Raw genomic sequence first — 14941 nt, forward strand, 5'->3', positions numbered from 1 at the left:
AATATAGCTCTTTGATAGACATGTAACTATTAAATTAGGCAGGATCTAAAAATGTATATAGGACAAAGAAATAAGTGTCCTATATACATTTTTGGATCCTTTTTTATTTACATGGAAAATGAGAAAGGATGGAAAGTTATGGTTGATTATGCCGCAAGCGCAAAACAAATCATAAAATACGTTGGTGGAAAGGAAAATATCTCTAAACTTATTCACTGCTCAACAAGATTGCGCTTTTCTTTGGTTGATTATGATAAAGCAAATCTTGATGAATTAAAGAAAATTGATGGAGTGTTAGGAGCAGTTAATGCTTCAGGTCAATGCCAGGTAATCATTGGCAATAATGTTGTAGAAATGTATGATGCTGTTAATAAACAATTAGGTACTTTAGACCTATCTAAAAAGACGGGTAATGTACCTAGGGAAAAGTGGTATCAAGTTGCGCTAGATTATTTAATTGCTATCTTTCAACCTTTAGTACCGGCTATTGCTGGTGGTGGTGTTCTGAAAGCATTGGTAATGCTTTGCGGGATGCTAGGATGGCTGAGTGAGAAAAGTTCGCTATATCAAGTTTTGAATTTTGTAGGTACAGCTCCTATTTACTTCTTACCAATTTTAGTTGCTATAACAACAGCCAGAAAATTAAATGTTAATACATTAGTTGCTGTTTCAGCTGTCGGTGCTTTAGTATTACCTGATATGGTTACAGCTCTTGGCAAAGGTATGAATCTTTTAGGTGTTGGAATAACTAACATTACTTATTCCTCACAAGTATTCCCAGCAATTTTGGCAGTCTTTTTCTACGCTTTTTTAGAAAAGTGGGTTACTAAATGGAGTCCTAAACCAATCAGAGTATTTTTTGTTCCAATGGTTTCGATGACCTTGACTGTTTTAGCCACATTGTTTGTTTTGGGACCTATCGGTTATTACTTAGGTGTTGGCTTAACTTCGGTGATCATGTTTCTATTTAATCATTTTGGATTTATTGCAACCGCGTTACTTGCGGGATTACTGCCAATCATGGTTTCAATGGGAATGCATAAAGCGTTAATTCCTTACGCAGTTGCTGCAATGAGTACTGCCGGGAAAGAACTTTTATATTTACCAGCATCATTAGCTCATAATATGTCGGAATGCGGAATGTCATTTGCGATTGCTGTAAGAACTAAGGATAAAAAATTACGCTCAACTGCGATTTCAGCAGGTATTTCAGCTTTATTCGGAATTACTGAACCAGCTATTTATGGTATTGATTTACAACACAAACGTGCTTTGCTAGGTGTTATGGCATCTAGTTTCATTGGTGGTGGAGCAATTGGTTTATTGGGGATCAAGGCATTTGCATTAGTTGGGCCTGGTTTAGCCAGCTTACCAATGTATGTCGATAAATCAGATCCTTCCAATCTAATCAAAGCAATCATTATGTTTGTTGTCTCTATTGTTCTTTCATTTATAATTGGATTATTTGTATGGAAAGATGCTGTTGTAGAAGATAAAAAGCCTACGGAAGAAAAACTAGCTGCTCCAGTAAAGGGAGAAGTTATTGCATTAAATGAAGTTAATGATGATGTATTTTCAAATGGTGTGTTAGGCGAAGGCATTGCTGTAAAGCCAACCGAAGGTAAATTAGTTGCACCTGCAGATGGTACAATATTAATGGTTTATGAAACTGGCCATGCCTTAGGTATGAAAACCAAGGGTGGAGCAGAAATATTGTTCCACATCGGTTTAGATACTGTTAAATTAAAGGGTGAGTATTTCAACCCACTTGTTGAAGAGGGGCAATCTGTTAAAAAGGGTGATACATTAATCAAATTTGACTTAGATAAAATAAAAGAAGCTGGATTCGATGTAACAACAATGATGGTAGTTACTACATACAATGATGAAAAAATTGATTTTCCAACACCAGAAAATGAGAGTTCATCTACCGTAAATAATAATGGAAATTTGGCACAAGCTTAAGTAAAGTTGAGGAAAGAATATGGCATTTAGAAAAAATTTCTTATGGGGTGGTGCTGTTGCAGCAAACCAAGTCGAAGGGGCATGGAATATTGATGGTAAAGGTTTATCTGTAGCTGATGTAGCTACTTATAAAGCTAATGTTGACGTTAAGGATTATAAGAAGAATGTAGCAGTTGATTCTATTCAGATTGAAAAAGCAATTTCTGATAAATCTGATGAAGATTACCCTAAACGTCGTGGTATTGACGGGTATCATCACTACAAAGAAGATATAAAATTATTTGCTGATTTAGGTTTTAAAACATTAAGATTTTCAATTGCATGGACACGTTTATTTCCTAATGGTGATGAGAGTAAACCAAATGAAGCGGGAATCGAGTATTATCGTAAAGTAATCGATGAACTCCATAAATATAATATTGAACCTTTGATTACTCTTTCTCATTATGAAATGCCTCTAAATTTAGCCATTAAATACAATGGGTGGGCTGATCGAAAAATAATTAATTGTTTTACTAAATTTGCAAAAGTTTGTTTTGAAAATTTCACTGATGTGAAGTATTGGCTAACCTTTAATGAGATTGATAGTGTTACGCGCCATCCATTTACTTCAGCAGGAATTATTCCAGATAAAAGTGAAAATCTTTTACAAGATGAATATCAAGCTTTGCACAATCAATTTGTAGCCTCTGCTCAAGTAACAAAATTAGTGCACAAAATTATTCCCGGCTCAATGGTAGGCTGTATGCTTACCAAGTTAACTACTTATCCCGCTATCGCCAAACCTGAAGATGTTTTAGCCGCTTTAAATAAAAATATCATGAATTATTATCCAGCAGATGTTCAGGTTAAAGGAGAATATCCAAAATTAATACTCGAATATTTTAAGAAAAATAATATTCAATTAGATATTACAGACGAAGATTTAACGACTTTACGCGAAAATACGGTTGACTTTATTTCATTTAGTTATTATATGTCGATGCTCGCAGCTGGAGATGAGTCTGGCCTTGAAATGACCCAAGGAAATACAGTTGTAGGAGGTAAGAATCCATATTTACCAGCTACAGAATGGGGATGGACAGTGGATCCTGTGGGGTTACGTATATCTTTAATTGAATTATATGATCGTTATCAAAAGCCTTTATTTGTAGTTGAAAATGGTATGGGGACTCATGATAAACTAGAAAAAGATGGGTCAATTCATGATCCGTATCGTATTAAGTATTTTAAAGAACATTTAAAAGCCATGAAGGATGCAGTTGACAATGGCGTGGATCTATTGGGTTATACTAGTTGGGCTCCAATTGATCTTGTGAGTGCGTCCACATCTCAAATGAGTAAAAGATATGGCTTTATCTATGTAGATTTAGATGATGAGGGCCATGGAACAGGTAAAAGATATAAAAAAGATTCGTTTGACTGGTATAAGCATGTAATTGAAACAAATGGGGAAGAGTTGTAAAAGTTGGAGGCGACCATATGAGTTTAACAATAAAAAAAGTGCTAAATTCAAGTGTCGTATTATGTACAGATGATTCAGAGAATGAATTGATTGTATTAGGAAAGGGAATCGGATTTGGCAAAAAAGCAGGGACTGCTTTAAAACGTGATGATATTAATCAAGTATTTGTCCCAATAACTAATCCTGAGTTACAACAAATTGAAAGTATGCTTTCCGATATTTCTCCAGGTATAATTGAAGTGACCAGACTAATAGTTAGAAAAGCAAAATCTAAAATTTCCGGATCATTGAATAAATCTCTAACTTTTTCTTTGATGGATCATATTAAATTCAGTTTGGACCGATATAAGGATGGCCTTACTTTTAAAAATAAATTGTATTGGGAAGTAAAGAGTTATTATCCTAGTGAGTTTGAAATTGGTGAATGGGCATTGGCTTTAATAAATAATGACTTTAATGTCCAGCTTCCACGTGAGGAAGCGGCGAGTATAGCTTTTCATATTATAAATGCAGAGTCTCAGGAAAATAATCAAGATAGTATGGAAATCACAAAATTGATTAATAGTTTGATTGGAATTATTAATTTAAGTAGTAAAAGTGGTCTGAATAAAGATTCTATTTCTTATCAGAGATTATTAACTCATATAAAATTCTTTGCTGAAAGGTTATTGCGTGGGCAACAATTAACGACTGAGGATAAAGAAATGTATGAACATGTCATATCTTCATATCCTGAAGCAACTAAAATAGCTATTAAAATTATGGAGTTTTTAGAAAAGCAATATCGTGTAAAAATTACGGATGAAGAAATGACATATTTAATAATTCATATTCAACGAAATTTAACACATGATAAGGAGTAATTGAAAATAGGTTTAACTATTATAAAACTAATGGTTAAGCCTATTTTTCTTTTTGCCCTTGCACTGATAGTCATTTTTTCGCTATAATTTAAAAATATTTATAAGGCTTAATATAATAATGAGAGGGAATCGAATGACTAGAAAAAGATTGTGGACTTTTTTCTTAGCTATTTTTTTAATGCTGGCTGGCTTTTTAACTTCAACTACTGTTAGCGCTGCATCAGACAAAAAAGTTGAACAAGGAATAGTTTTAAAAAATATCAAAAAGAGCGGTAAGTTGGTCGTGGGAACATCAGCTGACTATCCACCACTTGAATTTACGGCTAGTGATAATGGTAAGACACGCTATGTTGGTGTGGATATCGAATTAACTCGTCAGATCGCTAAAGATATGGGCGTAAAGCTAGTAATCAAAAATATGTCTTTTGATTCGCTACTTGTGGCTCTTGAAACGGGCAAAGTTGATATGGTTATCAGTGCGATGACACCAACTGCAGAAAGAAAAAAGAGCGTCGCTTTTTCGAAAATTTACTATAAGCCAAGCGGAGAGTTCTTTCTCTTAAATAGAAAAGATCGCGACAAATATGACACGATCCAGAAATTAAAGGGACAAACGGTTGGAGCCCAAACTGGTTCAATTCAATACGAAGAAATTGAAAAGCAGATGAAGTCTTCTAAAGCCAAAGGTTTAGGTAAGATCAATAATTTGGTGTTAGCTCTTCAATCAGGCAAGGTTCAGGCAGTCTTGATGGAAGAATTAACAGCAAAAGCTTATGCTCAAAATAATAAAAATCTAGTAGCGGTTAAATCCGATATTAAAGACAGCCAATCAGGTAATGCGGTGGCTATTGCCAAGGGGCAAAATGATTTAGTTGCCCAAGTTAATAAAACTATCAACAAGGTGAAAAAAGATAAGCTTGTCGATAAAAAGTTCTTGCCGCAAGCTGCCAAATACATGAAGACCACGCAAAAGAATAATACTTTTGCTAAGTACATTCCATACTTTTTCAAGGGAATTTGGTACACAATTGTAATTACCATCTTTTCAGTCTTAATTGGTATTATCTTAGGAACTTTGCTTGCTTTAATGCGTATTTCCAAAAATCCAATCTTGCACTGGTTTGCGGTGTGTTATATTGAATTCATTCGTGGTACGCCGCAAATGGTTCAGATTTTATTTGTTTACTTTGGAATCGGCTATTTGATTTCTAACTTATCAGCTATTGTTGCCGGAATTATCGCTATTGGATTAAATTCTGGCGCTTATGTTGCTGAAGATATTCGTTCAGGGATTGACTCACTGCCTAAAGGACAAATGGAAGCTGCGCGTTCGCTAGGGATGAATCGCGCTAAGGCCTTTAGATATGTCATTATTCCCCAGGCAATTAAGAATATTTGGCCAGCACTGGGTAATGAATTTATTACCTTGCTCAAGGATAGTTCACTTGTGTCAGTAATTGGGGTAAGTGAATTGATGTATCAGACGCAATTAGTTCAAACTTCAACTTATCGCGGAGTTTTACCTTTGTTTATTGCGATGATTATCTACTTCATTATGACTTTCTCACTTACAAGATTACTCAACCACTTTGAAAAGAGGATGAAGCGCAATGACTAAAATGATTGAAATTGAACACCTCAAAAAAAGCTTCGGCAAAAAAGAAGTTTTAAAAGATATTTCTGCGGTTGTGAACCAAGGACAAGTTATCAGTATCATTGGGCCATCTGGTTCAGGTAAAAGTACCTTTTTACGCTGTTTGAACGTGTTAGAAAAGCCGACTAGTGGCAAGGTGATTTTTGAAGGACAAGATTTGACTCATATCAATGAAAAAGAATTAGATGAGCTGCGGGAAAAGATGGGGATGGTTTTTCAAAGCTTTAATCTTTTTCCAAATATGAATGTAATCGAAAATGTAAAATTAGCTCCAATGAAAGTCAAAGGCATAAGCGCAGCTAGCGCACAGCAAAAAGCAATGGCGCTGCTTGAAAAAGTTGGCTTAGCTGATCGAGCTCAGCAATTCCCATCAAGTCTATCTGGTGGTCAGCAGCAGCGTGTGGCAATAGCGCGAGCTTTGGCAATGGATCCAGAAGTAATGCTGTTTGATGAACCAACTAGTGCCCTTGATCCGGAGATGGTTGGCGAAGTGCTCAAGACCATGCAAGATTTAGCTAATAGCGGCATGACAATGGTTATCGTGACTCATGAAATGGGCTTTGCTAAAGAAGTTAGTGATGAAGTATGGTTTATGGCTGATGGCTATTTACAAGAAAAAGGCAGTCCAGATGCTATTTTTAACCATCCTCAAGGCAAGCGTGCCCAAGACTTTTTGTCGAAGGTACTATAAGAAAAAAGAAAAACCGGCGATTGCCGGTTTTTTGTTTATTTATGAAGCTAATTTTTTAATCCATTTATGCCAACCATCAACTAGTTTGTTTTTATCATTTTCTTTCATCATTGGTTGATAGCTGATCTCTGAGTTCGTATCGGTGACTTTTTGGTTTGCATTCATTACACTGCCTAGTGCGCTTAGTTCTGAGATCTTTGATATATCTACCTTACTTTGAGTAATATTGCTTAAAAATTGCATCAAATATTTATTATGAATCATTCCGCCATCTGTGTGAATTTCTTTTGCTAGAGAAGGGGTTATAGTTTGAAATTCATTTAAAATGTCATTTATTTGATATACCAGAGAATTGAGTGTGGCACGAACTAATTCATTTTTGCCAGTTGTTGCATTCATCCCCACAAAGGCTGCTTGTAAATCAGGAAGCCAGTAAGGAGCACCGAGACCAGAAAAAGCAGGTATTAGATATGTATGGTCTTTGGGATTGGCAGTTAAAGCGAGATCTGCAGTTTCTTGGGGTGTCTGGATTAAGTGCAAATTATCTTTTAACCACGTTACACAAGCTCCAGCGTAATTGATATTACCTTCAACTACATAAGAAGTTTTACCATTTAATGACCACGCAATTGAAGTGTTCAGTCGATTATTAATATTATCAGGTAAGTTATTTCCAATATTTAGCATAACCGAAGAACCAGTTCCAAATGTTACCTTAAAGTCACCAGAATTAAAGCAGTGGTGAGCAAATAGAGCAGCTTGAGAATCACCTAAGACACTTAGAATAGGAATGGGTTGGCTCAGAAGACCAAATAAATCAGTCTCGCCAAATTGAGAATTGGAATCAACTATCTCAGGGAGAGTATTTAGGTCGACTCCAAAAATTTCAGCTAACTCTTCATCCCATTGACCAGTTCTAATGTCCATTAACTGAGTTCTACAAGCATTAGAAGGCTCAGTTTTGAAAGATTTACCATTTGTTAATTGATATATAAGCCAGCTATCCATAGTGCCTAAGCATAAGTCATTATTTTCGTAAGCTTGTTTTACACGAGGTTCGTTTAAAAGCATCCAGCCCCATTTTGCACCAGTAAAATATGGGGAAAGAGCTAGGCCAGTTTTTTCTTTAACCTTATCTTTTAATTCAGGATAAGAAATCTTTTTAAGCAGACTTTCAGCACGACTATCTTGCCAAACGACAGTATGACATAAAGGTGATCCGGTTTTACGTGACCAGGCTGCTGCTGACTCTCTTTGATTAGTTATAGCCAATTTTGTAATTTGGTCTTCTGAAACTTGACTTAAAGCTGAAGCAAAGAGACTTTTTAAATTATCTTTTATTTCATCAAGATCATGACTGACCCATCCTTGACGGTTGATAATTTGTTTGTGAGGTAATGCAGTCTTCCAAAATATTTGATTATCTTGATTGACTAAGATTGCTTTGGTGCCCTGAGTACTTTGATCGATGGCCAGAGTATATTTTTCTGACATGAAATCACCAACTTTTATTTATCAAGAATTTTCTTAATAGATTTTTCAATTCCTTCAGCATCAAGACCGTAATAATGGAATACTTCATCTTGGGTGCCTTGAATTGCTGGTTTGTCTGGAAAGCCAAGGATATCTAATTTAGCGTGACCATATTTTGCGACTTCACTTGCAACTGCTGCGCCAATACCATTTATGACATCGTGTTCTTCGACAGTGACAATATGATCGAATTTTTGAGCTAGTTGACCGATTAATTCAGTATCAAGTGGCTTAATAGAGCCGAGATCTACAACTTGAGCATTAATACCTTGCTTTTCAAGATTTTCAGCAGCTTTTAAGGCAAAATATAAAGTTTCACCAGTAGAGATTAGACAGATATCTTCGCCTTTTTTAATAATCTTGGCTTTGCCAGGAACAAAATCAAAATCTTCGTGATATACGTTGTCCAATTTACGCTTACCAATACGAACGTAAGCTGGTTTATCTGAGGTTAATAAGTATTTGAAAAGAGCTTTAACTTGATACTTATCGCAAGGTTGATAAACTTCAAGATCAGGAATAGCACGTGTAATAGCTACATCATTGAGTGAGTGGTGGGTGTTACCAAGCCAGGTGTAAGAATTACCACCTGAAATACCAATCAACTTAACATTATTTTTGTTAAATGCAACATCTACCTTAACTTGTTCAATTGAGCGCATTGCTAAAAATGATGCAGGAGAAAATACAAAGGGATGCTTTCCTTCATGAGCTAATCCGGCAGCTACAGTAACTGCGTTTTGCTCAGCAATCCCCATCTCAACAGTGCGATCAGGGTGAGCGTTGGTGAATGGCACTAATCCGGCTGAGCCACGAGAGTCACAAGTCACTACTAATAAATCAGGATCTTTTGCTGTTGCTTTATCTAAAGTATCTGCAATCACTGCATTTGCTGTTAACTTTTCATCATTAGTCATTGTTAAGTGCCTCCATTTGTGCGTCTAATTCTCGTAATCCTTCTTGGTATTGGACTTCAGTAGGAATCTTGTGATGCCAATCAGCTCTGTTTTCGGCAACTGTAATACCTTTTCCTTTAACAGTATTAGCAATAATCATTCTCGGTTTATTAGTATTATTTTCTTTAGTTAAGACATCAACTAATGCACCGATATCATTGCCGTCGACTTCTTGAACATCCCAACCAAAAGCACGATATTTATTACTAATTGGGTTAGAACGCATAACTGAATCGGTAGTACCAGTAATTTGTAAATCATTATGGTCAATGATTGCAGTTAAATTATCTAAGCTATAGTTACCAGCAGCCATAGCAGCTTCCCAAACAGATCCTTCTGCTTGTTCACCATCACCCATTAATACATAGGTATGCTTGGGTGAGTGATTCATTTTTGCTGCTAAAGCGACACCTACGCCAAGGCCTAATCCATGTCCCAGTGATCCTGTATGAAATTCCATACCCTTTACGTCGGTTGTAGGGTGGCCGATATAAGGACTATTGAAAGTTGAATATCTCTTTTCCAGATCATCACGATCAATATATCCTTTATCGGCTAATATTTCGTACCAAATTTCAACAGCGTGTCCCTTGCTTTGAATATAAGTGTCGACATCTTTTTGACCAAAATTATCTTTATCCTGGTTCATTACTTGATAATAAAGTGCAACTAAAATATCTGTACAAGATAAATCAGAACCCGTGTGACCATTTTTGTGGTTATAGATTAATTGCCAAGTTCTTTCTCTAAGCTCGACAGCTTTCTTTTTTAAATCTAACGTATTCATAATTTTTCACCTCAAATTTTTGTAACCGCTTTTACATTTCTTATGCTATCATCAGGATAGTAAATTAAACAATATTTCATCTAAACTAAAATTTTAGTTTAGTACTAGTTTATTAACAGATGGTGATTTCAATGATAAAGATGGAAGACATAGCGCGTTTAGCTGGAGTATCAAGATCAGCAGTTTCTTTGACAATTAACGATAAACCAGGTGTAGGACCCAAAACACGAGAAAAAATATTTAAAGTAATTGAAGAAAATGATTATCAGCCCTTGAGAAAAAGACATAAAGGAAAATCTCACTATTTGGCATCAGTAACGTTTTTGATTATTACCAATCATCAGGGGATGGTGAAAAGCAATTATCGTTCGTTGCCGTTTTTTGATAATTTGATTTCTGCTTTATCTAAAAATATCTCTGCTTATGGAGGTACTACACAAGTTCAAAATATTGAATCAAGCAGAATTAAAAAAGATATACCTGCCCTTGTTAAAGAAGGGGTGTTAAAGAATACTGTTGTTTTAGCAACAGATCTTTCCAGACAGCAAGTTCAGTTCATAAAAGATGAATTGAAAACTGTTGTTTTTGTGGACACATATTATGATGATGTATCGGCAGACTTTGTAACTATGGATAATTTCCAGGGTGCTTATAATGCTGCTGAATATATTTTGAATAAAGGCTATAAAAATATCGGTTATGTTGCATCTGATCGCAATATAAGTAACTTTCAGAATCGAAGAAGGGGATTTTATCAAGCTATGAAATTACATAAACGTGAAATCTTGCCTGAACATTTTTATAGCATCTCGCCTTTAATGAAGGGTGCTGATGAAAATGAAATTATTGATATGCTTCAAAAAAGTAAGTCTTTACCAGATGCGTTGTTTTGTGAAGATGATTATATTGCTGTTCGCTTGATTAAGGAACTGTCAAATTTAAATATTAAAGTTCCTGATAGAGTTGCTATTATGGGATTTGATGATATTTATGTAGGCCAGATGATATCTCCGGAATTAACGACAGTTCATGTTCCAATTCATCAAATTGTTAATCAAGTTCTTTTTCAATTGCAAGAACAACGTGGAATGGAGCATTGGCAGCCACAAAAATGTTTAGTAGCGACTAGGATCGTTGAAAGACAATCCTTATAAAAAAACTTAGTTGAGCTTAATTTAGTAAATTTAATGACTAATTTAATGACTTTTATGTTATTTTGATTCATGTGGAAAGCGATTACATATTTTCGTTTAAAGGAGATACATGATGACAAATAAAAATAGCTTGAAACAAATAAAGCTTGGTTTTGCACCAACTAGAAGAAATATCTTTTCAGCGACTGCCGCAATTGAATTTGCAGATAAAACACGTAAAAAGTTAGATGAATTAGGTGTTAACTACGTTGATATTAAAGATGTAAATGATGATGGACTCCTGTATGATGATTCAGGATTAGAAAAGATTACTGAAAAATTTAAAGCTGAAAAGATTGACGGTTTATTTATTGCAAATGAAAACTTTGGGACAGAATACGAAGTTGCCCGTTTAGCAGCTAAATTAAATGTTCCTGTTTTACTTTGGGGACCAAGAGATGAAGCGCCAGCTCCAGACGGATCAAGACGTCGCGATACGCAATGTGGCTTGTTTGCTATTGGTAAGGTTCTACGTCACTTTAATGTACCTTTTACTTATATAAAAAATAGCGATATTGATGATCCATCATTTAGTCGTGGAGTAATTGACTTTATTAAAGTATGTAATGTAGTCAAAACCTTCAAAAATACTAGAATATTGCAAATTGGACCACGTCCATTCGACTTTTGGTCAGTTATCGTTAATGAAGGTGAGCTATTAGAAAAATTTGGCATTCAACTTTCTCCAATTCCATTAGGAGAAGTGACATCCTATATGAATGAGTTGATCAAGAAAAATGATCCTAGAATTGAAGATACAAAAGAGACCTTCAGAAAATGGGCTGATATAAAAATTAAAGACGAAGACTTTACTAAAGTTGCTGCATTAAAATTAGCAATGCAAGATAAAATGAAAGAGTACGGTTGTAATTGTGCAACTATTCAATGCTGGACAGAATTACAACGTGAGATTGGAATTTTGCCATATGCTTCTGAAGCTTTACTTCAAACGGAAGGAATGCCAGTAACTTGTGAAACGGACATTAATGGTGCTATTTCTGAAGTGTTAGCAGAAGCTGCAACTCTAGGTGATGAACGTGCTTTATTTGCAGATGTAAATTGTCGTCACCCAGAAAATGAAAATGGCGAATTGTTGCAACACTTAGGAACATTTGCATTTCAAACTGCTAAGAATCGTCCAGTCTTACCACCATCTCATTTTGTATTTGATTACCCAGGTTCAGCAGCTTTCCAAGTTAAAGATGGTACATATACTTTAGTTAGATTTGATGGCGATCACGGTAAGTACTCAATGTTAATCGGAAATGCTAAAACTTGTGAAGGACCTTATGAACAAGGTACTTATGCTTGGTTCCAATTCAAAGATTTAAACAGATTTGAAGCAAAATATGTTTATGGACCATATATCCACCATATGGCTGGAGTTCGCGCAGATGTTGTTCCAATTTTGGCAGAAGCTTGCAAGTATATTAATGTTAATGCAGATTACTACGATCCTATTAAGGAAAAGGTCGCAGCATATTGGTATGGTGATTTGGATACTATTTTGGATTCTGATCAAAGATAGGAGAAAATATGTTAAAAGTTCAGGGAAAATATTTATATAAAGATGACAAGAAATTCTTTTATCTGGCAGATACTTGCTGGGGAGCATTTACCAGCATAACAATGCCTGACTGGAAATATTATCTTGATACTAGAAAAGCCCAAGGCTTTAATGCCATTCAAATAAACATTTTGCGTCAATGGGATTCGAGCCTACCAATTGATCAAAGAGAGCCATTTGCCATTAAAGAAAATGAGGATGGTAGTTATGTTTATGACTTTTCTAAGATAAATAAAGCATATTTTGATAATGCTGCTAATATGCTAGAAGAAATGGCTAAGCGAAACATGGTTCCGGTCTTAGTACTCTTGTGGGGCAATTTTGTGCCAGATACTTGGATGAGCAAATTTGTCTCAAATAATACAATACCGTTTGATCAGATTAAGCCTTATGTGGAATATGCAGTAAAGAAATTCAAAAAATATAACCCAATTTGGTTTGTAAGTGGGGATGTTGGTTTTACCGATAATGGCAAGCAAAAGAAAGATTCCGCAATCAAGTATTACCGAGAGGTATTAAATGTTGCCCAAAGTATTGATCCAGATGGTATTTATACTTTCCATATTAATGGCGAATCAACCGAAGTTCCTGAGGAATTCAAAAAGCAAACGCAAATGTTTATCTATCAATCTGGTCATGGTTATGATGGACAAGATACTGCGTATACAATACCTGAAAAAATGCGGAAAGACGGTTATCAAGGCCCAATGATGGATGCGGAAATTTGCTATGAAGGGTTAACTAAGATGAAAGCTCCGTCTCCAGCACGTTATAGTGCATTTGATGTGCGTAAAGCAGCTTGGCATGCTGTATTGTCAGGAGCTGATGCGGGAATAGGTTATGGAACTTTTGGTATTTGGCCATGGAAAGATACTGCAAGACCTGAAGCAAAACTGGATGCAAATTTTAATGTTCAACTTGTTCCATACGACTGGCGTCAGTGCCTTGGATTCAGAGGCTGTTTGGATATGGGATATTTGAAGAATATCCTAGAGAAATATGCTCCAAATGGATTAACTCCAATTTATACTCCAGTACAAGATGATCCAACAATCAGAGCCGCAGAAAATGATGAGTATCTATTAGTATATTTACCAACTGCAGGAGTTCTGGATTTTGATGAATTTAATATTCAGCTGAAATCAGCACAAGTAATTGATTTACAAAAGAGAATGCCACTTACTGGTAAAGTCATAGATAATACGCTTCAAATGTTGCCGGTTGTTGAAGATGAGTTGGTAATCGTTAAGAAATGATGTTATTAGTTCAATAAAAGAGGGCTAATTAATGAAATATTTTAAGAAAGATATAGGAGAAAATGGCGCTAAAGCCACATTTTATCTCCAAGAGCCTAATAAGGAAATTGATATCAATAGAAAGTCACCAGTGATGATTGTTGTTCCTGGTGGAGCCTACATGTGGACTTCTTGGCGTGAAGAAGAACCCATTGCGCTAGAATTCTTAAGTAAAGGTTTCTCATGTGTAGTAGCAGAATATGCGACAGAAGGATTAGGGTTTTATGATGGTAAACATGATTACTCTAAAGATCCAGTTTCTGCATTTCCTAAACCATTAACTGATTTAGCAAAAACCATTGCATATGTAAGGGAAAATGCTGATCAGTGGTCATTAGATTCCAATAGTATTAATGTTATTGGCTTTTCAGCAGGTGGTAATTTGACTGCCCAACTTGGTTGTTATTGGCAAACAGATTGGCTAAAAGATCTTGTTGGCAAGTCTTCTGAATTATTTAAGCCTAATTCCATTTGTTTAGCTTATGGTGCTCCACATATGTCAAAAGCGCCTGAAAAAGATCGTTATAAGCAAACAAAGAAAATGGGTGGCGATGGAATGATTAATTATGCCACTTTAGGTCATGATCAATCTGATGAAAGAATAAAGCTTGTTAATATGGTTGATGCAGTGACTGACAATGTGCCACCGACTTTCATTTGGCATACTATGGAAGATCCTTATGTACCTGTTGCAAGTGCATTGCATTTTACTGAGCAACTTGAAGACAAAATGGTTCCATTTGAGCTGCACATCTTTCAAAAAGGAAAGCATGGCTTGGCGTTAGCTGATTTAAGAACCGATAGCAAAGCGGATCGTAGTCAAAGTAATGTCCAAGCTGCTAGTTGGAAGAGACTGTATTTGGGTTGGCTTAAAGAAAATGGATTAATTAATTTATTTTAGAAAAAATAGCTGAGCTAGAGACTCGGCTATTTTTAACTAAACTAAGCTAAATTAAAATGAAGTTATTAAAA

Annotated in this window: 12 protein-coding genes; 9 read left to right on the forward strand and 3 right to left on the reverse strand. The window is 35.5% G+C overall.

The features are described from left to right. Nucleotides 1–138 precede the first annotated feature (138 nt). The 5 genes from Q0Y70_RS01600 (at nt 139) to Q0Y70_RS01620 (ending at nt 6638) form a co-directional block, all read left to right on the forward strand. Complete coding sequence (locus tag Q0Y70_RS01600) at nt 139–1965, forward strand: beta-glucoside-specific PTS transporter subunit IIABC (RefSeq protein ID WP_297815685.1); 1827 nt, start codon at nt 139–141, stop codon at nt 1963–1965. A gap of 19 nt (nt 1966–1984) precedes the next feature. Continuing rightward, the gene (locus Q0Y70_RS01605; RefSeq protein WP_297815687.1) at nt 1985–3430 is read left to right on the forward strand and encodes a glycoside hydrolase family 1 protein; all 1446 of its coding nucleotides are present in this window, start codon (nt 1985–1987) and stop codon (nt 3428–3430) included. Nucleotides 3431–3447: 17 nt separating this feature from the next. After that, nucleotides 3448–4293, forward strand: a complete 846-nt coding sequence (locus Q0Y70_RS01610) for a PRD domain-containing protein (RefSeq protein WP_297815689.1) — start codon at nt 3448–3450, stop codon at nt 4291–4293. Nucleotides 4294–4426: 133 nt separating this feature from the next. Further along, a complete protein-coding gene (locus Q0Y70_RS01615) occupies nt 4427–5911 on the forward strand; it encodes an ABC transporter substrate-binding protein/permease (protein WP_297815691.1) in 1485 nt (494 codons plus the stop codon). Beyond that, nucleotides 5904–6638 carry an amino acid ABC transporter ATP-binding protein gene (locus tag Q0Y70_RS01620; RefSeq protein WP_297815693.1) on the forward strand — a complete coding sequence of 245 codons (735 nt, stop codon included), beginning with the start codon at nt 5904–5906 and terminating at the stop codon, nt 6636–6638. Before Q0Y70_RS01615 ends, Q0Y70_RS01620 begins: the two co-directional genes overlap by 8 nt. A gap of 39 nt (nt 6639–6677) precedes the next feature. Here Q0Y70_RS01620 and Q0Y70_RS01625 read toward each other — a convergent pair whose 3' ends face one another. From Q0Y70_RS01625 to Q0Y70_RS01635, 3 genes are read right to left on the reverse strand one after another with little or no spacing between them, the layout of a single operon-like run. Next, a complete protein-coding gene (locus Q0Y70_RS01625) occupies nt 6678–8132 on the reverse strand; it encodes a glycerol kinase (RefSeq protein WP_297815695.1) in 1455 nt (484 codons plus the stop codon). Nucleotides 8133–8146: 14 nt separating this feature from the next. Continuing rightward, nucleotides 8147–9088, reverse strand: a complete 942-nt coding sequence (locus Q0Y70_RS01630; RefSeq protein ID WP_297815697.1) for a transketolase family protein — start codon at nt 9086–9088, stop codon at nt 8147–8149. Continuing rightward, the gene (locus tag Q0Y70_RS01635; protein ID WP_297815699.1) at nt 9081–9914 is read right to left on the reverse strand and encodes a transketolase; all 834 of its coding nucleotides are present in this window, start codon (nt 9912–9914) and stop codon (nt 9081–9083) included. Before Q0Y70_RS01635 ends, Q0Y70_RS01630 begins: the two co-directional genes overlap by 8 nt. Nucleotides 9915–10045: 131 nt before the next feature. Here Q0Y70_RS01635 and Q0Y70_RS01640 point away from each other — a divergent pair, with 131 nt between their 5' ends. The 4 genes from Q0Y70_RS01640 to Q0Y70_RS01655 all read left to right on the forward strand — a co-directional run bounded on the left by Q0Y70_RS01640 (nt 10046) and on the right by Q0Y70_RS01655 (nt 14870). Beyond that, on the forward strand, nt 10046–11068 hold the full coding sequence (locus Q0Y70_RS01640; RefSeq protein ID WP_297815702.1) for a LacI family DNA-binding transcriptional regulator: 1023 nt from the start codon (nt 10046–10048) through the stop codon (nt 11066–11068). A 112-nt stretch (nt 11069–11180) separates the two neighbouring features. After that, nucleotides 11181–12635 (forward strand): L-fucose/L-arabinose isomerase family protein, encoded by a 1455-nt coding sequence (locus tag Q0Y70_RS01645; protein ID WP_297815704.1) that lies wholly within the window; start codon nt 11181–11183, stop codon nt 12633–12635. A gap of 8 nt (nt 12636–12643) precedes the next feature. Next, nucleotides 12644–13930, forward strand: a complete 1287-nt coding sequence (locus Q0Y70_RS01650; RefSeq protein WP_297815707.1) for a DUF4038 domain-containing protein — start codon at nt 12644–12646, stop codon at nt 13928–13930. Nucleotides 13931–13961: 31 nt separating this feature from the next. After that, nucleotides 13962–14870: an alpha/beta hydrolase gene (locus Q0Y70_RS01655; RefSeq protein ID WP_297815710.1), complete on the forward strand. Its 909-nt coding sequence runs from the start codon at nt 13962–13964 to the stop codon at nt 14868–14870. Nucleotides 14871–14941: the final 71 nt, after the last annotated feature.

Origin of the sequence: uncultured Lactobacillus sp. (assembly GCF_947367085.1) — a bacterium.
GTDB lineage: Bacteria > Bacillota > Bacilli > Lactobacillales > Lactobacillaceae > Lactobacillus.

Coding starts and splice junctions, on each gene's coding strand:
- Q0Y70_RS01650 (WP_297815707.1), top strand. CDS start 12,644: ATGTTAAAAGTTCAGGGAAAATATTTATATAAAGATGACAAGAAATTC.
- Q0Y70_RS01635 (WP_297815699.1), bottom strand. CDS start 9,914: ATGAATACGTTAGATTTAAAAAAGAAAGCTGTCGAGCTTAGAGAAAGA.
- Q0Y70_RS01615 (WP_297815691.1), top strand. CDS start 4,427: ATGACTAGAAAAAGATTGTGGACTTTTTTCTTAGCTATTTTTTTAATG.
- Q0Y70_RS01655 (WP_297815710.1), top strand. CDS start 13,962: ATGAAATATTTTAAGAAAGATATAGGAGAAAATGGCGCTAAAGCCACA.
- Q0Y70_RS01630 (WP_297815697.1), bottom strand. CDS start 9,088: ATGACTAATGATGAAAAGTTAACAGCAAATGCAGTGATTGCAGATACT.
- Q0Y70_RS01610 (WP_297815689.1), top strand. CDS start 3,448: ATGAGTTTAACAATAAAAAAAGTGCTAAATTCAAGTGTCGTATTATGT.
- Q0Y70_RS01605 (WP_297815687.1), top strand. CDS start 1,985: ATGGCATTTAGAAAAAATTTCTTATGGGGTGGTGCTGTTGCAGCAAAC.
- Q0Y70_RS01640 (WP_297815702.1), top strand. CDS start 10,046: ATGATAAAGATGGAAGACATAGCGCGTTTAGCTGGAGTATCAAGATCA.
- Q0Y70_RS01600 (WP_297815685.1), top strand. CDS start 139: ATGGTTGATTATGCCGCAAGCGCAAAACAAATCATAAAATACGTTGGT.
- Q0Y70_RS01645 (WP_297815704.1), top strand. CDS start 11,181: ATGACAAATAAAAATAGCTTGAAACAAATAAAGCTTGGTTTTGCACCA.
- Q0Y70_RS01620 (WP_297815693.1), top strand. CDS start 5,904: ATGACTAAAATGATTGAAATTGAACACCTCAAAAAAAGCTTCGGCAAA.
- Q0Y70_RS01625 (WP_297815695.1), bottom strand. CDS start 8,132: ATGTCAGAAAAATATACTCTGGCCATCGATCAAAGTACTCAGGGCACC.